The sequence below is a fragment of the Bradyrhizobium sp. S3.7.6 genome, from assembly GCF_054061875.1.
Window position 1 is genome coordinate 1,355,562 of sequence record NZ_JBSSEQ010000001.1, and the last position, 19,083, is coordinate 1,374,644.

Annotated in this window: 14 protein-coding genes and 1 pseudogene; 7 read left to right on the top strand and 8 right to left on the bottom strand. The window is 63.0% G+C overall.

From position 1 onward, the window contains the following. Positions 1-268 precede the first annotated feature (268 nt). On the top strand, positions 269-817 hold the full coding sequence (locus ACVJ5M_RS06440) for a nucleotide exchange factor GrpE (protein ID WP_225005617.1): 549 nt from the start codon (positions 269-271) through the stop codon (positions 815-817). Positions 818-1,119: 302 nt separating this feature from the next. On the opposite strand, the gene ftsZ is transcribed toward ACVJ5M_RS06440, so the two are convergent. The 4 genes from ftsZ to rpmB all read right to left on the bottom strand — a co-directional run bounded on the left by ftsZ (position 1,120) and on the right by rpmB (position 6,940). Next, positions 1,120-2,373, bottom strand: a complete 1,254-nt coding sequence (gene ftsZ / locus ACVJ5M_RS06445; RefSeq protein WP_084794938.1) for a cell division protein FtsZ — start codon at positions 2,371-2,373, stop codon at positions 1,120-1,122. Between the two features lie 59 nt (positions 2,374-2,432). Continuing rightward, on the bottom strand, positions 2,433-2,990 hold the full coding sequence (locus tag ACVJ5M_RS06450; protein ID WP_354102341.1) for a hypothetical protein: 558 nt from the start codon (positions 2,988-2,990) through the stop codon (positions 2,433-2,435). Between the two features lie 268 nt (positions 2,991-3,258). Then, positions 3,259-6,405, bottom strand: a complete 3,147-nt coding sequence (locus ACVJ5M_RS06455; protein ID WP_283017956.1) for an AAA family ATPase — start codon at positions 6,403-6,405, stop codon at positions 3,259-3,261. Positions 6,406-6,628: 223 nt separating this feature from the next. After that, positions 6,629-6,940: a 50S ribosomal protein L28 gene (gene rpmB, locus ACVJ5M_RS06460; RefSeq protein WP_063980641.1), complete on the bottom strand. Its 312-nt coding sequence runs from the start codon at positions 6,938-6,940 to the stop codon at positions 6,629-6,631. A gap of 509 nt (positions 6,941-7,449) precedes the next feature. On the opposite strand from rpmB, the gene ACVJ5M_RS06465 reads away from it, so the two are divergent. The 5 genes and pseudogenes from ACVJ5M_RS06465 (at position 7,450) to ACVJ5M_RS06485 (ending at position 14,490) form a co-directional block, all read left to right on the top strand. Continuing rightward, positions 7,450-8,307, top strand: a complete 858-nt coding sequence (locus ACVJ5M_RS06465; protein ID WP_187387905.1) for a DUF3108 domain-containing protein — start codon at positions 7,450-7,452, stop codon at positions 8,305-8,307. An 893-nt stretch (positions 8,308-9,200) separates the two neighbouring features. Then, positions 9,201-12,587, top strand: coding sequence for a helicase-related protein (locus ACVJ5M_RS06470; protein ID WP_063980642.1), 3,387 nt, complete (start codon positions 9,201-9,203; stop codon positions 12,585-12,587). 10 nt (positions 12,588-12,597) lie between these two features. After that, positions 12,598-12,879: pseudogene (locus ACVJ5M_RS06475) on the top strand (RNA-binding S4 domain-containing protein); the annotation flags it as partial. Positions 12,880-13,011: 132 nt separating this feature from the next. Beyond that, positions 13,012-13,350, top strand: a complete 339-nt coding sequence (fdxA, locus tag ACVJ5M_RS06480; RefSeq protein WP_063980643.1) for a ferredoxin FdxA — start codon at positions 13,012-13,014, stop codon at positions 13,348-13,350. Between the two features lie 345 nt (positions 13,351-13,695). Further along, on the top strand, positions 13,696-14,490 hold the full coding sequence (locus ACVJ5M_RS06485; RefSeq protein WP_084794942.1) for a CarD family transcriptional regulator: 795 nt from the start codon (positions 13,696-13,698) through the stop codon (positions 14,488-14,490). Between the two features lie 176 nt (positions 14,491-14,666). Here ACVJ5M_RS06485 and ACVJ5M_RS06490 read toward each other — a convergent pair whose 3' ends face one another. After that, on the bottom strand, positions 14,667-15,338 hold the full coding sequence (locus ACVJ5M_RS06490; RefSeq protein ID WP_210387282.1) for a hypothetical protein: 672 nt from the start codon (positions 15,336-15,338) through the stop codon (positions 14,667-14,669). Between the two features lie 128 nt (positions 15,339-15,466). Between ACVJ5M_RS06490 and ACVJ5M_RS06495 the strand changes: the two genes are divergently transcribed. After that, entirely contained in the window at positions 15,467-16,357 is an 891-nt protein-coding gene (locus ACVJ5M_RS06495; RefSeq protein WP_063980644.1) for a LysR substrate-binding domain-containing protein, read from the top strand. Between the two features lie 2 nt (positions 16,358-16,359). Here ACVJ5M_RS06495 and ACVJ5M_RS06500 read toward each other — a convergent pair whose 3' ends face one another. From ACVJ5M_RS06500 to ACVJ5M_RS06510, 3 genes are read right to left on the bottom strand one after another with little or no spacing between them, the layout of a single operon-like run. After that, complete coding sequence (locus ACVJ5M_RS06500) at positions 16,360-16,893, bottom strand: response regulator transcription factor (protein WP_456679266.1); 534 nt, start codon at positions 16,891-16,893, stop codon at positions 16,360-16,362. Further along, entirely contained in the window at positions 16,883-18,262 is a 1,380-nt protein-coding gene (locus ACVJ5M_RS06505) for an ATP-binding protein (RefSeq protein WP_063980645.1), read from the bottom strand. Before ACVJ5M_RS06505 ends, ACVJ5M_RS06500 begins: the two co-directional genes overlap by 11 nt. Next, a complete protein-coding gene (locus ACVJ5M_RS06510) occupies positions 18,234-19,082 on the bottom strand; it encodes an SURF1 family protein (protein WP_354100010.1) in 849 nt (282 codons plus the stop codon). Before ACVJ5M_RS06510 ends, ACVJ5M_RS06505 begins: the two co-directional genes overlap by 29 nt. Between the last annotated feature and the right edge of the window lies 1 nt (position 19,083).

The following is a 19,083-nucleotide window of genomic DNA, read 5'->3' on the forward strand; positions in this document are numbered from 1 at the left end:
CCTCCCGGTGATGCTACCGGGGCGAGTATAGCGAAAATGGATGGCAGCGAGGAGACGAAGTCGGCATCGGCGGCATGGTGCCTCATTGCCCCATCATCTGTTGACATTAACCACCTGTTAACCATGTCGTCGCCTAATGAGGACGGTGGGGGTCACCATGTCGGCCCATATGACGCGACCGAAGTTGATGCCTTTTTCGGCCGATCCAGCCTTTGGTTCGCTTAACCGGCTGGCGGTTCGCGTCACGGCTGTCCTACGGAGCAAAGCCATGTTCGGGAAGGACGATCTAGTGGACAATCTCAGTCGCGATCTCGATCGTGCGCGCCTGCGCCGCGATGCACTCGCATCCGAAGCCACGACTCTCACGGCTCAGATCGCCGAAATCGAAGCCCGCCTTTCGGAAGAGAAGACCAGGCGGGAGCGTGATCGCGTCTTGGCCGAGATCGAAGCGATAAGAACGCGAATCAAACAAGCCGCCGGCGCGTTCGCACCGGTCGTCGACGGTCTCTCCAGGGCGATCGAGTCGGCCTCGGCCGTTGTGCCCGAGGCTCGCGAGCTCAACAGTTTCATCGTGTCGGTGGCGACCGAAATCGACAGCGTGCTCGATCCCCTGATGCGCGAACTGGATCAGCGCGCGGATGCGGTGCGGGCAGGGCAGGCCGTGCTGGACCTCCCGCGTTCGGCCAATGAAGCACCGCCCATCGAGCCGCCAAAAGACGGCAACGATCGCCTGCTTCGCTTCCCGGCATGGCTGTCTCGCGACAAGGAGCCGGAAAAAAGGGAAACGGCGGAGACCCCGCGCAGCACGGCAGCGTGAACGATCGGCGCGCTGCGCAGATCGGAAGCTCGCCTGCGGCTATCCTTCGAGACGCCCGCCTACGGCGGGCCCTCAGGATGAGGGCGGAGTGCGCGGCGAGATATCAGAGCCTCATATCACAGTGGTTCGGCACAGCCGGGGCCACAAACTCGTCATGCCCGGGCTTGTCCCGGGCATCCACGTTCTTCGTGCCGTGGGAAAGGCGTGGATGGCCGGGACAAGCCCGGCCATGACGCTGTGGGGCATCGCACGCGAGCTCACTAAGACCAAATGCGATCGCCCCGCGCTTCCCCCGCGCCCGCTCAATTAGCGGAGCGGCGCAGGAAGGCCGGGATGTCGAGAAGGTCTTCGTCGGCTATATTGCGCGGAGCGGTGCGTCCGTAGGGATCGAGCGGCTGAGGCGCCGCGCGGCGCGCATATTCCGGATCGGGCCTTGCCGGTTGCACTGCGGGTCGGCCGGCCGCCGGGCGGAGCGGCGGGCTTTCCACGTGCGGAAGCGGCGCACTGCGCTGCTCGATGCGATCGGCGATGCGGCGGCTGTCGTCGCGCAGCCTGCCGGCGAGCTGCGTGAGTGCGGTTTCCACCGGCGCCGCCAGCTGCGCCGGGTCGACATTGTCGATCCCGGTCGCCACCACCGAGACGCGGACGATGCCTTCGAGGCTTTCGTCGAACGAGGCGCCGACGATGATGTTGGCGTCCGGGTCGGCCTCGTCGCGAATCCGCGTCGCGGCTTCGTCGACCTCGTACAGCATGAGATCCTTGCCGCCGGTGATGGAGATGATGAGGCCGCTGGCGCGCTTGATCGAGGGGTTCTCGATCAACGGATTGGAAATGGCGGCCACGGCGGCGGCGAGCACGCGCTTCTCGCCGGACGCCTCGCCCCGTCCCATCATGGCCTTGCCCTTCTCCCGCATCACGGAGAGAACGTCGGCAAAATCGAGATTGATCAGGCCTTCCTTGACGATGAGGTCGCTGATGCAGGCCACGCCCGAATAGAGCACCTGGTCGGCAAGGGCAAAGGCATCGGCGAATGTGGTCTTGGCGCTGGCCACCCGGAACAGGTTCTGGTTCGGGATGATCAGCAGGGTGTCGACCGTCTTCAGCAGCTCCTCGATGCCGGCTTCGGCAAAGCGCATGCGGCGCTGGCCCTCGAAGTAGAATGGCTTGGTGACGACGCCGATCGTGAGGATGCCGAGTTCGCGCGCGGTCCTGGCGATGATGGGGGCGGCCCCGGTGCCGGTGCCGCCGCCCATGCCGGCGGTCACGAACACCATGTGCGCGCCGGTCAACTGATCGCGGATCGTATCGATGACCTCCTCGGCTGCGGCGCGTCCCAATTCGGGCTGAGAGCCGGCGCCGAGGCCTGCGGTGACCTGGGTGCCCAGCTGGATCAGGCGCGGCGCCTTCGACATGGCAAGCGCCTGAGCGTCGGTATTGGCGACGACGAAGTCGACCCCCTGCAGCCCGGATGTGATCATGTTGTTGACGGCATTGCCGCCGGCGCCGCCGACCCCGAATACGACAATGCGCGCCTTCATCTCGTGAATATCGGTCATGCCAGTCATTCTGTCCTCGCGATTGCTCCGGCAGGCCGGGATGGAGAAGGGTTCGAGTGCTATCTGCGAGCCGCGCGGTCTGCGCCCACGATGGCCGCGGCCAGATGTCCCAATCGACGCGCGGCTTGTCCCGCGGTCGCGCCGCCAGCCTGGCGACCGGTCCGTAAGTCCGCCACTTCGTCTTCCAGTCGTGCCGCCCACGCATTGGCTGCCGCCGTCTCGGCGGCCGCCTGCAGCAACTCGACGGCCAGGCGATCGGCGCGCTCGCGCTCACGCTCGAAAACTAACCTGGCGCCGGCTGCGAGGGCTTCGAGCCGCGCGATCTCCGCCTTGAATGCCTCGATCTTGAAGGCCTCGATCTTGAAGGCCTCGACCTTGAAGGCCTCGACCTTGAAGGCCTCGATCTCAGCCATGGGGGCAGCGATGGGGGCTGCCTTGCGGCCAATTCGCGGGCGGGGCGTGTAGCGGAGCTCGGCGAGATCGACGCTCACCAGGGCCTTGCCGTCCTCCGACCGCGAGCGCGGCAAACGGCGACGTCTCGCCAGGGCACGCGCGGCCTCGCGCGAGATATTGAGGCGGGCACTGAGATCGGCATACGTCAACAACGCAACGCACATTGGCGCTTCTCCTGGAGCGAACCGGGAAGGCATTTCGAGCTAATGATGGCTGGACGATTACCGCAGGCTAGGCTGCGTTGGTTAACGGACGGTTAACGCGCGTGGGGCGTTGTTTAGGGTGCCGTCACAGCAGATGACGAGGTTTCGCGGCTCGGATTGGGGTTCGTGCTCACGGAAGGCCCCTCCCGGTGAGGCTAGGGGGCGAGCAGAGCGGAAAGTGGAGCAGATGACATGGTTCAAGTAGCCCTGGAACTCATGTGCGAGTCGGTCACGCTGGAATCGGATGGTCGGGCACCGCTAATAAAATTTCATGCTCGTCGAACCACTCGTTTCTAAGCATCTGCATTTTCACCGCCTCGGGAGCGGAAGTGTAGAGCACCAACGCAAGGCTCTTCTTGGCTCTACTGCAGGTGACATAAAATAGGCGACGCGTCCTGCTAACCGAGTTGTCGCGGCCCTCAGATTCATTTGACAAATCGCTCGCTGAAAGTTCTTTGGCGCCGAAGAACTTTTCATATCCGAACATGAAGCCGCGCGCCTCGGTATCGTCCATCAACACCATAACGCGATCGAACTCTAGCCCCTTAACCCCCTGGTGTGTGCCGAACTCGGCCGTATTCGAGATGTACTGAGCATATGGCGCGATTTCCGAAAATGATGCGAGCAGAAATTTCTCAATTGCCGCGTCTGCCTCATCTAAAGGATCACGAGACTCGTCGTCAGAGCTAGATTGGGCTTCATCGTCCGATCGGTGAATGGCAAATGGCTTCAAAGCTTCTGGGAGATCAAAGAGATGTTGCTCGGCGACATAAGCCAGGACTTCGCCGCAGGTAGGTGTCCCCTGCTGCCACAGTTTCAATAGGCCCTCAGCTGCGATCTTGGCATTGCGCAATTGATTGCGCTGGTCGGTCGCATTCTTGAGTCTTTCAGCGCTCAGCAGTGGCGAGGACTCACGCACAATTCTTGCGGTAGCAAATTTGTCATTGTTCTGGAGAGCGGAGACGAGAGGCAGGACGTTGGCCGTAAACAAACGTGTGACCGGCAAAGACCCGTCAAGAAGTCCTGTTCTGAAGGTGTCAACGCTAGCAAGCGCTTCGAAGATCGTCTCGAATCCCATGCGTCTGTACGACGATACTGCGAGCCCCAACTCTTTCTGTCGTTCGCGCACCTGATCGGAAAGCCAGAGAAGGCCCTCACGCATATAGGTTGGAGGCTTAAGTTTGTTTGCGTCCCTAAACTCGAGCAGATCAAGAGCGAGCTCAGCTTTGCTGCCAGTCTTCAGGTTCTCTGCAAGCTTCCCACTCAGTTCCTCCACGGTAGCGCTAGCCTCTATTGCAGCCTTGAACTTGGCCACGAGGCCCGTTCCTTCTTGTTGAAGAAAGAGGCCGATATTCTCAAATAGTATAGCGTCTTCAAAGGTGTTGGCGAGCGCTTCAACTGTGCGGCCGCGGAAATCAATTCGGACCGGGGATTGATACGCCACGCGAATAGAAAACCGCTGTGCTTCGTACTTCAAAATCTTGTTTTGCTCGGGCTCGTCAAGGAATTCGTCAAGAGAGATTCGTTTTGGGCACCATGTGTTCAGCGTTTGGTTGCGCGAAGTTTGGCCGGCGCCTCTCTTTGGGTTTGCGGATTTGTTACCTTCTCCTACCGCGTCGAGGTCAGTTATGATCAAGGTGGGTAGCGCAAGGCATTCAATGAGGCCGCGCAATCGATGCGCGTGGCTGCCGCCGATCTCAAGCCACGTAATATAGCACTCCCGCAAATCTTTAAATTGCGCGTGCTCTCTTACAAAATGAGGAGTCAGAATTCGCTCGGCTGGGCCTTCTATCAATACAGCCGCATCTGCAAAGAACAAATCGCAGTGAGTAACCTTGAGATAGCGAGTGACAAATCGGCGAGTTTCCTCGTTCGATCCAAACGCGGTAGAGACGTCCACAACGCAGGAACTCGGAATTTCCATCCTCGCGCCAGCAACTCGTCGAAAGTATCGCAGTGAAGCGAAGTCGCACTCATGCGCAATGTGACTTGAATGTGTGCTGACAACTAGTTGTGTGGTGAAAGTCTTGCTGTCTCCCAAATCGCGGTGTTTGCGTAGGATATTGTATGCCTGCCTGATGAAGACTTGCTGAACCTGAGTGTGGAGATGTGCCTCAGGCTCTTCTACGAGCACAAGGTGCAGGGGTGGCCTGAATGCCTTTTTCGCGACGGCTCTTGTTTCAGCTTTGCCAACTAGCATCCATGCATCACGATAACTCATAAGCCGGAATACCATCGAAATCAGATTCTGGTAGCCGAGACCGTTCGAGTCCTCCGGTAAATGCAACCGAGTGTTCTTAGTGCCGTCAGTCATTTGGATGACGTAACGCACAGCGGCTTCGTGGTTGAGGCCTTCAACAGGACGTAGTCTTGTTGAAATTTCGAGCTTAGGGTCAGTGACTCCTGGGTATCCAAGCTCTTCCAATTCCTTCAGCGCGGGTTCGAAACCCTCGTTGAGCCGGATATCGAAAGCCTTTTGTGCTTGTTCGATCGCTTGCAGCGCTTTTATATCCCTCGTGTCCGGGTTGTCGTAAGGGTCCAAGTGGCGGCTGTAGTACCCCCGGAGTTGCTCGGAGAGCTTCCGCGCATTGGCGGTGTCAGTAACGGCGCCGGCCTCATCTTCGTCGAATGCGACTTCAGCTTCTTGCCCGAAGCCGCGTTGCGCACTGATCTCACTAATTTTGATGAGACCCCTAAAGGGGTCTTCCTCTAGTGCAACGGCATCAGGCGGCAGATCTTGCGGTTTCGCCGTACCATGTTCCGGCTCTTGACGTTTTGTGGGATCGAGGACGTATGCTCTGATGACGAATAGCCGTGCAAGGCGGCGGCGGAGAAAATCAACAAGGTCATCCGGCCAAAGTGAGACGACGATGGTCTCGCTCGCCTTATCCGCCTCGCTGATAGTTTCACCCTTTTTTGCGTTCTCCGCATCTGCACGAGCGGAGAGATACTCGCGCTGTAATTCTGTCATGTCCTTGGGTTCAAAGCGTAGCCGCACGCCGAGCTGACCGCCCTCCCAATCCAACGTGGGCAAGATCTTTTGGACATAGTGGACTTCGTCACTCTCAACGTGGAGCCAGACGTCGAGTGTTGGAAGAAAGTCGTCCCAGTCGGGTTCAGGGAGTGTCTCGTCGGCAGCGGCGGCCTTTTCCCAACTCGCGCCCATCGCCACGAGTGAGGGCCAGTGAGAGACGGTGAAGTCGTTTAGTGTGAAGCTACTTCGTTCATGAGCTACGAGGAAATATCGTAGTGCGACCATGGCGGAAGTTTTGCCACTGTTGTTCGCGCCGACGAAGACTGTCTTGTCTCGTGCAAAACTCACCCGAGTAGAACGAAGCTTGCGAAAGTTAGCAATTTCAACTGAATCAATATGCATCGGTTATCCTCTGACCGACACAAACAGATTCACATTGAACCTGCAACTAAGGGCTGTACGATCTTGTGTACTCCCTTTTGCTGATGTCACTCCAAATTCGCTACTGGCCTACCGGCAACAACAAAAACGGCCGGATCTTTCGATCCGGCCGCGACGCAAAACTCTACTGGCTAAGACTACGCCACGCGACGCAACTTAGCCCCCGCCCGATTTCAAAATTGGATTAGCTGGCCTTCTTCGCCGGCGCGGCCGTCGGGCCGACCTTCTTCTGGATGGCGCGCTTCAGCTCGAGGGCGCGCGGCGACAGGACGTCGGCCTTGGCCTTGAGCAGGAAGGGGTCGAGGCCGCCATTGTGGTCGACGCTCTTGACCGCGTTGGTGGAGACGCGCAGGCGCACGTTGCGGCCGAGCGCTTCGCTGATGAACGTCACGTTGACGAGGTTCGGCAGGAAGCGGCGCTTGGTCTTGATGTTGGAGTGGCTGACCTTGTGGCCGACGAGGGGGCCCTTGGCCGTCAGTTCGCAGCGGCGAGACATGGTAGAAATCCTCTTCTGTCCCCCAAACGATTTGCGGCCGCCATTCTGGGCGCCACGGGGGCTAATTCTGTGTCCTTGTAGGGAGCGGGCGGACGTATAGGGGGGAAGGGACGGGACGTCAAGGTTTTGGGCGGGGATTCATGCTCCGCGGCATCCCCCACAACAGGTGTCATCGCCCGGCTTGACCGGGCGATCCAGTACGCCGAGGCGGTGCGGCTGGAGCCGAGGGGCTACGGCGTACTGGATGCCCCGGTCAAGCCGGGGCATGACGGCGGAATGGGCGGGGCGAGGTGCGCGTCCCTGACACACCCCCGATCACCAAAACGGCAATGATTGAAGTGCCTTACCATCACATAAAGGGCGTATTCGCACCCGAAGTATCAAATGGAGTTCCGCAAGCCTCCGCGCCCGGACACATTGTTTGCCGCGGTTTTTGGCTTAAGTAACAACCGTTCGCGCCCCGATTGGATTGTTTCGTGCTCGCATCCCCCCGACTTTGGCTCCAAGGCTTGGTCAGTCACGGCTCAGCCAGTCCGCGCTCTGCCGGCCGGCTGGCCTTCGCAGCCCTTTGCGGGCTCGTCGTGGCCTGGGGCGCGGAGCCCGTGGCGGCACAGGGCAAGCTCGAGGCGCAGTATGAGGCGACGCTGGCGGGCATTCCCGTCGGCAAGGGCGCCTGGAACATCGACATCGGCGACGACGTGTTCGCGGCCGCGGCAAGCGGCGGCACCACGGGGCTGCTGAAATCCTTCGCGGGCGGGTCCGGCACCGGCGCCTCGCAAGGTAGGGTGGTGAACGGCGCGCTGGTCGCGACCGGCTACCAGGCCTCCACCACCACCTCGAAGAAGACCGAAGAGATCCGCATCACGCTCGACAAGGGCAATGTGAAGGAGTTCGGCATCGTGCCGGAGCCGCCTGTCGATGCCGACCGCATCGTCGTCACCGATGCGCATCGCCGCGGCGTCTGGGACCCGATGACGGCCTCGCTGCTGCGCGTGCCCGGCACCGGCGACCCTGTTACGCCCGACGCCTGCCACAACGCCGCGCCGGTGTTCGACGGCCGCATGCGCTACGAGCTGAAACTCGATTTCAAGCGCATGGAGAGCGTGAAGGCGGAGAAGGGCTACAGGGGCCCGGTCGTGGTCTGCGCGCTCTATTTCGTGCCCGTGGCGGGCTACATTCCCGACCGTCCCGTGATCAAATACCTCGCCGCCCAGCGCAACATCGAGATCGCCTTCGCCCCCGTCGCGGGCACGCGCATCCTGGTCCCGTTCTGGCTGAAAGTGCCGACGCCGCTCGGCCCGGCCATGCTGGAAGCCACCAGCTTCATCACCTCAGCCCAGCCGCCAAAGGTCGCCAAGACGCAGTAGGGCTTTAGCTGCGCATTCCCCCTTAGAGACCGTCACCCTGAGGTGGCCGCTTCTTCAGCGGCCCTCGAAGGGCGACAGCCCGGCTGTTCCCGCAGGGAATATCCGTGCGTGCCGCCGCATCCGGGCCGTCCATCCTTCGAGGCTCCCGGCGCGATGCTGCGCAACGCGCCACTCGCACCTCAGGATGACGGAAAGACCGCGTCGCGCGCCGGAATGACGGGGAGGCAATTTGGCTGGAAAGAAATGTAATCCTTTCAATGGCATTTCTACTGTGCATGGGGTTGTTTTCGCGAAAATGAGTTTGGGGGTCGTGATCCCGGGAATCCATTTGACTCCTGCCCGATTCTGATTCGACTCCGCGCCGTCCCCAATTTTAAGGAACCGGTCATCGAAACGCCGCTTGTGCGGCAGGGCAAAACTCCATCTAGTGCACAACCAATAAGAGTCCCGCGACATGTGGCGTGAACGGAACAGGCTTCAGCGGGAGTCAGCGATTCGGCCGCGATTCGTTCTAGAGTCGTTCCGAAGCTTAAGGCCAACGGGAAAAGCGTCGCAAAGTGAGACAGTTGCGCGAGGTTTGGGGAGTGCGCTCCCACACGCTCGGTGTCATCGCCCGGCTTGACCGGGCGATCCAGTACGCCGAGGCCGTTGTGGTTGAGCGGACAGGCCGCGGCGTACTGGATGCCCCGGTCCCGGCTCCGCCAAGGCTACGCCGGGGCTCAGGGGGGTGCTCGGCCCGCCGAAGCCTTGGCGAAGGCGGCAGGCCGGGGCATGACAGCGGAATGCTTGGCTGCAGCGTAGCGTTCGGAGACATGGCCGACACCTCCCAGCCCTCAACACACCCCAAAGCAGCACTGACATTCGCCCAAATCGCCACTACCTAATCCCCAGACATGGCCTTCTCCTCCTCCCTCTTCGCCTCCGAGCGCGCACCCGGCGCGGGCGTCACTGCGGTGCTCGGGCCGACCAACACCGGCAAGACCCATCTCGCCATCGAGCGGATGCTCGCGCATCCCTCTGGGCTGATCGGGCTGCCGCTGCGGCTGCTCGCGCGCGAGGTCTATAACAAGATCGCCGCACGGGTCGGCAGCGAGGCCGTCGCGCTTGTGACCGGCGAAGAGAAGATCAAGCCGAAGAACCCGCGCTATTGGGTGTCGACCGTCGAGGCGATGCCGCGCGATCTCGACGTCTCCTTCCTCGCCGTCGACGAGGTCCAGATCGCTTCCGATCTCGAACGCGGCCACGTCTTCACCGACCGCATCCTCAACCGCCGCGGCCGCGACGAGACGCTGCTGTTGGGCGCGGCCACGATGCGCCCGATCATCGAGCGGCTGCTGCCGGGCGTGTCCATGATCACGCGGCCGCGCCTGTCGCAGCTCGAATTCGCCGGCGACCGCAAGATCACGCGCCAGCCGCGCCGCACCGCCATCGTCGCCTTCTCGGCCGACGAGGTCTACGCCATCGCCGAGCTGATCCGCCGCCAGCATGGCGGCGCGGCCGTGGTGCTGGGATCGCTCTCGCCCCGCACGCGCAATGCGCAGGTGGAGATGTTCCAGAACGGCGACGTCGACTATCTCGTCGCCACCGACGCCGTCGGCATGGGCCTCAATCTCGACGTCGACCACGTCGCCTTCGCCTCCGACCGCAAGTTCGACGGCTACCAGTTCCGCCGCCTGACGCCGGCCGAATTCGCGCAGATCGCAGGCCGCGCGGGCCGCGCCACGCGCAACGGTACTTTCGGGACGACGGGCCGCTGCGGGCCGTTCGAGCCCGAGCTCGTCAACGCGCTGCAGAACCACACCTTCGACAACGTGAAGATGCTGCAATGGCGCAATTCGAAGCTGGATTTCGCCTCCCTCGGCGCGCTCCAGGTGTCCCTGAACCAGTCGCCCGGCCATGAGGCGCTGACGCGCGCGCCGATCGCCGAGGACATGCGCGTGCTCGACCACGCCGCCCGCGACGTCGAGGTGCGCGATATCGCGCATGGCAAGGCGGCCGTGGAACGGCTGTGGGAGGCCTGCCAGGTCCCCGATTACCGAAAACTGTCGCCGGCCGCCCATGCCGAGCTCGTGACCACGCTGTACGGCTTCCTGATGCAGAAGGGCTGCATCCCCGATTCCTGGTTCGCGGCCCAGGTCGACCAGGCCGACCGCATCGACGGCGACATCGACACGCTGTCGGCCCGGATCGCCCAGATCCGCACCTGGACCTTCGTCGCCAACCGCCCGGACTGGCTGAAAGACCCCGAACGCTGGCAGGGGATCGCCCGCGAGGTCGAAAATAAATTATCGGATGCGCTCCATGAACGCTTGACTGAGCGTTTCGTTGATCGCCGGACCAGTGTATTGATGCGCCGCCTGCGGGAGAACACGAGCTTGAATACTGAAATCGGCAAGACCGGCGAAGTCATCGTCGAAGGCCATGTCATCGGCCGCCTCGATGGCTTCACCTTTGCACCGGATGCGGCGGAAGCAGGCTCCGATGCGAAAGCCTTGCAGGCTGCAGCGCAAGCGGTGCTCGCCGGCGAGATCAACGCGCGCGCCGAAAAACTGGGCAATGCGCCGGACGATCAGTTCGTGCTGACCTCGGAAGGCACCATCCGCTGGACCGGCGATGCCGTGGCGCGCCTGTCTGCCGCGGAGGAGGCGCTGCATCCGCGCATCCGCATCATCTCCGACGAGCGCCTCACCGGTGCGCCGCGTGAGAAGGTGCAGGCCCGGCTCGAGCTCTGGCTCAAGACCCATATCGAAAAGCTGCTTGGGCCGATGTTCGAGCTGTCGAAGGCCGAGGACGTCACCGGCATTGCCCGCGGCATCGCCTATCAGCTGGTCGAGGCGCTCGGCGTGCTCGAGCGTCCCAAGATCGCCAACGAGCTGAAGGACCTCGACCAGCCCTCGCGCGCCGTGTTGCGCAAATACGGCGTCCGTTTCGGTGCTTATCATATCTATTTCCCCGGCCTGCTCAAGCCCGCCGGCCGTGCGCTGGCCGCACTGCTGTGGGCGCTGAAGCAGGACAATGTCGATCTGTCGTCGCTGTCCGGCGCGCAGCATCTGGCATCTTCGGGCCGCACCTCGTTCCCGGTCGACAAGCAGCTGCCGCGCGATGCCTATCGCGTGCTCGGCTACAAGCAGGCCGGTGAGCGAGCGGTGCGCGTCGACATTCTGGAGCGCCTTGCCGATCTGATCCGGCCGGCGCTGGCCTGGCGCGAGAACTCGCCCGGCGAAAAGCCTGCCGGCGCGTTCGACGGCCGCAGCTTTGTGGTGACGCAGGCGATGACCTCGCTCACCGGCTCGGCCGGCGAGGATTTCGCCTCGGTGCTGCGCGCGCTCGGCTATCGCATGGAGAAGCGTGCGCCGCTGCCGCCGAAGCCGGTGGCTGCTGCCGTGGAGACGCCGGCGGCCGAAGCAAGCGCAGAGGCTCCGACTGAACCGACGGCGACCGATGATGCCACCGCAAGCGCGGACACCGCAATCGAAGCCGCCGCCGAGCCCGTCACCGTCGAAGACGCGCCCGGCATGGAGCAGCACGACGAGCCCGCACACGAAGAGCCGGCGCTCGAAGCATCGCCTGATGCCCCCGTCACGCCCGAGGATGCCCCCGGCATCGCGCCGCCGGCGGAAGAGGCTGCTGCGCCCAGCGAGGCGGTGGAAGCCGCTCCCGCCGAGGCCGCTGCAACGGAAGCCGCTGCATCCGCCGATGCCGCCGCGCCGGTCGAGGCTGCCGCTGTGCCTGCCGAGCCCGAGCTCGTCGAGGTCTGGCGTCCCGGCGGCCGCCACGACGATCGCAAGCCCCGCCACGAGCGTCATCGCCACCAGCGTCACCACAATCAGCGCCCGCAGCAGGCCGGTGCTGAAGCTGGCGCCGCCCCCGCCGAAGGCGCGGCCGCGCAGTCAGCCGACGGCGAGAAGCGCAATGAGCGCCATCGTCACGGCGGTCATCGCAGAGATGGGGCAAAGGATTTCCGCAAGCCGCGCGAAGGTGGCGCCGAAGGTGCACCGCGCCAAGAGGGGCGCGACGACAAGAACCGCCGCTTCGAGGGCAAGGATCGCGACAACAAGGATCGCGATCGCAACAAGGGCAAGTTCGGCGGCGATCGCGACAAGGGCCGCGACAATCGCGGTCGTGACCGCGACAAGGGCCGCGACCGTCAGGGCGGGCCGTCGCTGCGCCCCTACGCCTCGAGCGCGAACCCGCGCGAGCGCGATCGTCCGGCCGATCCGAACTCGCCCTTCGCAAAGCTTGCTGCGCTGAAAGAGCAGCTGTCCGGTCGCAAGGAGTGATCCCACGACCGAGCGGCAGCGTCTCGACAAATGGCTGTGGCACGCGCGGGTGGTGAAGGCGCGCACCTCCGCGGCCGAGCTCGTTGAGTCCGGCCACGTTCGCATCAACGGCACACGCGAGAAGTCGCCGGGCCATGCGATCAAGATCGGCGACGTGATCACCATCGCGCTCGATCGCACTGTGCGCGTGCTGAAAGTAACCGCTTTCAACGAGCGCCGCGGCGATGCCGCCTCGGCCCGCGTGCTCTACGAGGAGCTGAGCGAAGGCAATCAAAGTTCTCGGCGCAATTAATTGCGCTCTGAATTCATTTCTTGGTCGATCAAACGCGTAAAGCCGTCATGATCGGCCGTTCCCGACCTTGCGGCGCCGGGCCATCCGCGCTACGCAAGCCGCGACTTTTAAAAGAGCTTTTCGGAGCGTTGGATGACTTACGTCGTCACTGAAGCCTGCATCAAGTGCAAGTATACCGATTGCGTCGAGGTCTGCCCGGTCGACTGTTTCTACGAGGGCGAGAACATGCTCGTCATCCATCCTGACGAGTGCATCGACTGCGGCGTGTGCGAGCCGGAATGCCCCGCTGACGCGATCAAGCCGGACACGGAACCGGGCCTCGAAAAGTGGCTCCAGGTCAACGCCGACTACGCCAAAAGCTGGCCGAACATCACCCAGAAGAAAGAATCACCCCCCGACGCGAAGGAATTCGACGGCCAGGAAGGAAAGTTCGAGAAATATTTTTCTCCGAACCCGGGCTCGGGAGACTAATTCTCGCCCAAACTTAACCCTAATACCTTCGTCAGCGCCGAAAACCAGCCCTCAAGACCCCTAAATCATTGATTTTTGCGGGAAATGTGCTATATTGAGCACATTAAGCTGAACCCCCGTCAGCCCAGTTGGCCCCGTTGGGTTCCCGTGAAACCAAATGTCGAACAGGGGCGTGGCAGTTTCCGCGCGCAGGCTGTGTCACAGAAAACGCGTAAAAAGAGTACTTCAGCGAGGGCTTCCCATAAGGAGGCCAAAAAAGTCGCCGCGGCCAGCCGTAGCGCATCCAAGGGTCGGACCGCGACTAAGGCACCGGCTGCAAAGTCCTCGAAGAACAAAAGAAGCGCAATGCCTCACAAGACTGCCAAACCGGCCGCGAAAGCGACCGTTGCCAAGCCTGCTGCTGCCAAGGCTTCCGCTGCCAAGCCCGTTGCTCCGAAGGCTCCTGTTGCTGCCGCCCCTGCCAAAGCCCCCGTTGCTGCTGCGAAGCCGGCCGTGAAGGCTGCTGCACCCGCGCCGAAGGTCGAGGAAAAGAAGGTCGTGACCCAGCGCCAGGGCTTCAAGGCCAACGAATTCGTCGTCTATCCCGCTCACGGCGTTGGCCAGATCCTGGCCATCGAGGAGCAGGAGATCGCCGGTGCGAAGCTCGAGCTGTTCGTCATCAATTTCATCAAGGACAAGATGACGCTGCGCGTGCCGACCGCCAAGGTCGCGAACGTCGGCATGCGCAAGCTGTCCGACCCCGCGCTGGTGAAGAAGGCGCTGGAGACGCTGAAGGGCCGCGCCCGCGTCAAGCGCACCATGTGGTCGCGCCGCGCCCAGGAATACGAAGCAAAGATCAATTCGGGCGACATCGTCGCGATCGCGGAAGTCGTGCGCGACCTCTACCGTTCCGAGTCGCAGCCCGAGCAGTCGTACTCTGAACGCCAGCTCTATGAAGCGGCGCTCGATCGTCTCTCCCGCGAGATCGCGGTTGTGCAGCACTCGACCGAGACCGAAGCGGTCAAGGAGATCGAGGCCCAGCTCGCCAAGAGCCCGCGCCGCACCAACGCCAAGGCGGAAGCCGCCGACGGCGAGGGCGAGGCGGATGCCGACGGCGATACCGATGGCGACGACACCGCCGTCGCCGACGAGGCCGCGTAAGCGTCTCGCAGCGTCGATTGCAAGCAATCAAAAGCCCGGCCGGTTGGCCGGGCTTTTTTGTTTTGAGCGGATCAGGCTTTGTGACGGTGCAATCCATGCGTTCGCACGGCCACGGGTGTTCAGGCCCCGTGTTGAGGGCATCGCGTCGAGGGAGAGTGTGACGAACTTGACCCGAGTCACTTCCTGATCAGCGGAATCTGCAAATTGGTCGGCCGGTTCTGCTCGGTGTCAAAGCCACGGCCGTCGATGTTGCGGGCGCCCCAGAACAGGAGGTCGCCCCTGAGATAGACGAGATCATATTCCATGAAGTTCGTGGCCTCGGCGAGACCGAAGGGAGCGAAGGTCTTGCCGAAGATGCTCTGGGGCGCGCCAACGTCCCACGGTGCATATCCGACCGCGGCGACCTTGTTGAGCACATCGGCAAATCCCTGTGCCAGCGGCGTAACCTCGTAGGTCTCGTCGGCAACGAAGTCGACCTTCTGCGCGCCCGGAGCGATGGGATGCGCACCCCTCCACAGCATATGGCCGCCAATCCTGATCCGCGCGAGCGGCACGGCGCTGTAGGGATCGGCCGAGTTGACGATCTCGAGCTCGAAACGGTCGGAGGGGAGATATTTGAAGGCCCGCTTGAGATAGAACGGCTTGAGCGTGCCATCGGCGTTCTTCGCCGCGCTCGGGCGCACCTCCGGTGCGATGCTTTCCCAGTCGCCGAGCAACGCCTGCTTCAATCCTGTCACATCCAGTTCCATGTTGTTTGCCTTTGCCTGCGTGTTGGAGGATTGCGCAGCCACTTCGCCAGATCCCGCCAGCGTGAGGATCAGCAGAGACGTTTGAATGCTCTTGAGCATGTGAAGCTCGCTCCCGTGCGCCTCTGCCTGCCAGGCAGACTTCGTTCACGCCGGCTATACGGGCAGCTGGCCGCTTGGAAAAAGACTTTGTAAGCTGGCCCCATGCCTGCGAGATATGGGAGATCGCGATGGAGCTTCGGCATCTCCGCTATTTCGTCGCCGTTGCCGATGCGGGCAGTTTGACTGTTGCGGCCGAGCAGAAGCTGCACACGTCGCAACCGTCGCTCAGCCGGCAAATCCGGGATCTCGAACGGGAGGTCGGCGTTCCCTTGATGAACCGCAGCGCCCAAGGCATCGCGCTGACGGCGGCCGGCAAGGCCTTTCTCGAGCACGCCAGAATGGCGCTGCTTCAGGCGGAGGCTGCCAAGGAAGCGGCGCTCCGTGCCGCGCAGCCCCCGCAGCCCGCTTTCTCGTTGGGCTTTCTGTCGGGCGCCGAAATCGACCTGCTGCCCGAGGTGGATCGCATTCTGCGCGACGCATTTCCCGGCATCGATATCCGCCTGTCGAGCGATTATTCGCCCTCGCTTGCCAAGGCCCTGATGCGGCGAAAGCTCGATGCTGCCTTCATCCGGTCGGAAGAGCACATGGAAGATCTGGTCTGCCGGCGCGTGCGCACCGATCCGCTGGTCTTCGTCTTTCCGAGCGACCATCGGCTGGCATCGCAAGCCGCGGTGGCGCCCGAGGAGATCAGGGACGAGACCTTCTACCTACCGTCCAAATCCGCTCCCGCGGTTCGCCGTATCGTTCTGGATTATTTCAGCCGGACCGGAATCGACCTCAAGCCCGATCGCGAAGTGCACAACGTCGTCCACGCGATCTCGATGATTGCGTCGACGCGCGGCGTCATGATGCTGCCGGCCTACACGAAGCGATATTTGCCGGAGACCATCACCACCCGGCCGGTGCGGGGAGAAGCACCCAAGCTTGATCTCGTTGTCGCCTATCACAAGGCGAATCAATCCCCGATCCTGAAGTTGCTTCTCTCCGAGGTCGGCAAGCTCGCGACGGCGTCGTCCTAGGCTCACTTCACCGGCCGCTTCTCGAGCTTTCTTGCCAGCGTGCGCCGGTGCATGCCCAATCGTCTCGCCGCTTCCGAGATGTTGAAATCGGTCTCGATCAGCGTCTGGTGGATGCGCTCCCATTCCAGCGTCTTGATCGAGGTCGGCCGTGCATCGAGGGCGACTTCGGCGTTGCCTTCGGCCTTGTTGAAGGCGGCTTCGATATCGTCGGTGTTCGACGGCTTTGCCAGGTAGTGGCAGGCGCCGAGCTTGATCGCCTCGACGGCGGTGGAGATGCTGGCAAAGCCGGTCAGCACCACGATCAGCATCTCCGGATCGTGCGTGTGCAGCAGCTCGACGCAGGCGAGGCCCGAGGCGCCGCCGAGCTTGAGATCGACCACCGCGTGTCCAAAGGATCGCTCCTCCAGCACCTTCCGCACCTCTTCGATCGAAGCTGCGAGGACGACGTCGTAGCCGCGGCGCTCGAACGAGCGTTTCAGCGTGCGCGCGAAGCCGGCATCGTCCTCGACGACGATGAGCGAACGGTTAGGCGTCAAAAGTTCCTCCGATCGCGAGCGTTGCGAGCGGCAGCGTCAGGCGGACGGTGGCGCCACGCTTCCTGTGGTTCTCGGCGGTCACGCTGCCGCCGAGCTTGCGCACGACGTTCACCACCAGGAACAGGCCGAGCCCGCCGCCGGCGCGGCCCTTGCTCGAGTGATAGGGTTTTCCCAGCTGCGCCAGCATCTCCGGCGCAAAGCCCGGGCCGCGATCGCTGATCGACAGCACGAGATTGTCGCCCTCGCGCTCGGCCAGCAGCTCCACCCATTCGCGCGAGACCTCATAGGCATTGTCGAGCACGTTGAAGATCACTTGCTTCAGCGCGATGTCGGAGACGATCGCGACGTCCTCGCCGAACGTGTTGACGAAATAGAGCGTGCGGGCCGAGCGTGCGTCGCGCCACTCGTTCACCAGCGCGGTGACGAAGGCCGTCACCGTCGTCGGCGAGGAGCCTTCGCCGCGCGCTTCGCCCGCCGACACCAGGATGCCCGTCACGATGGTCTTGCAGCGTTGCAGAGAGGTTTCCATCTCCGCGAGATCCTCGGCAAGTTCCTGATCGGCGGCGAGATCGGGCATGCGGCGCCAGTCGCTGAGGATGACCGACAGCGAGGCGAGCGGCGTGCCGAGCTCATGCGCAGCGCCGGAGGCGAGCAGGCCCATGCGGACGATGTGGTCCTGCTCGGCCGCATGCTGGCGCAATGCCGCCAGATGCGCATCGCGCTCGCGCAAATTCCTGTTGATCCGGGTGACGAACACGACCAGCAGCACGGCGTTGAGGACGAAGCCCAGCAGCATGCCTGTCACGGTGAGACTGTAGGCCTCGCTGATCGGGTTCGGCGGCAGGTCGAGCGGCCGGTAGGCCATGGTCAGCCAGATGAAACTCGCGCAGGTCAGTGCGACCAGCGACCAGGTCGAGCGGGCATTAAGCAGCACCGCGCCCAGCGTCACCTGGAGCAGGAACAGCGAGGTGAAGGGATTGGTGGCGCCGCCGCTGAGGTAGAGCTGAGCGGTCAGCGCGGCGACATCGAGCATCAAGGCGACCAGCAGCTCGTTGTTGGTGATCGCGGCGCGATGGCGCACCCAGACGAGGCTGGAGACGTTGAGCAGCAGCAGCGCGCCGATCACCGCGCCCATCCGTTCCAATGGCAGGGGAATACCCAGGCCGAAATGCACGCCGCCGATGGTCACGATCTGCCCGACCACCGCGGTCCAGCGCAGCTGGATCAGCAGCGCCATGTTCTTGCGGTTGGTCTCGTCGTCGGTCGGCGCAACGCCGATCAGCTCGCTGCGCGCGTCCGCCTGCGATTGCAGCGTGACGGCGTCATGCGTCATTCCGTCGTCAGGTAGATTCGACGATCGTTCCAGCATCTGATCCCGTCCTGCGGGCGGTTGCATCGGAGCAGCCGGCCGGTTCGTGGACGAAGCGCTTGCGGCGGAACAGCCCGCCGCCGAATGTGACGAAAAGTTTACCCGCCAGCATGAAAGCCAGGGCAAACCACGTCAGCGCGTAGATCAGGTGGTTATTGGGAAAGCTGATCACGGTCAATCCGCCGATCGGGCCGCTGGTGGTTTGTAATCCGGCGTCAGCATCGACGAAAAAGGGTGCGACATGGTCGAGGCCGCGCGCTGCCGCAATCGCGGCGACATCCCGCGAGTACCAGCGGTTGTGCTGGGGGACGTTGTTCCGCAAGAACCCGCCTTTCGGCTCGGTCATGCGGAGCAGGCCCGTGATCTCGACCTGCCCGTCCCGATTGCCGCTCTGGCGCGTCGATGCGTCGCGCCGCTCGGACGGCACGAAGCCGCGATTGACCAAGACCAGCGTGCCGTCGCCGCGCTGAAGCGGCGTCACCACCCAATAGCCGGGGCCTTCCTCGGTGACCGCCTGAACCAGCGTCTCGCGGTCATGCAGGAAGAGGCCGGTGAGGCTGACGTGCCTGTATTCGTCGTTTGCGGTGGAGACGGTCGGCCAGGCCGCGGGCGACGGGATCGGTTGGGCCGGGGCATGGACGCGCTGCTCGACGCGGTCGATCAGCGCCAGCTTCCAGGCGCGTCGCTCGATCTGCCAGACGCCGAGTGCGATCAGAAGTGCAAAGGCCGCGAGCGAGAGGACCGTGAGCCACAGGCGCGGACGCGCAGCCTTGCGACGCGCGTCCTTATCCTTGCCTGTCACGGTCCAAGCCTTGCTCACT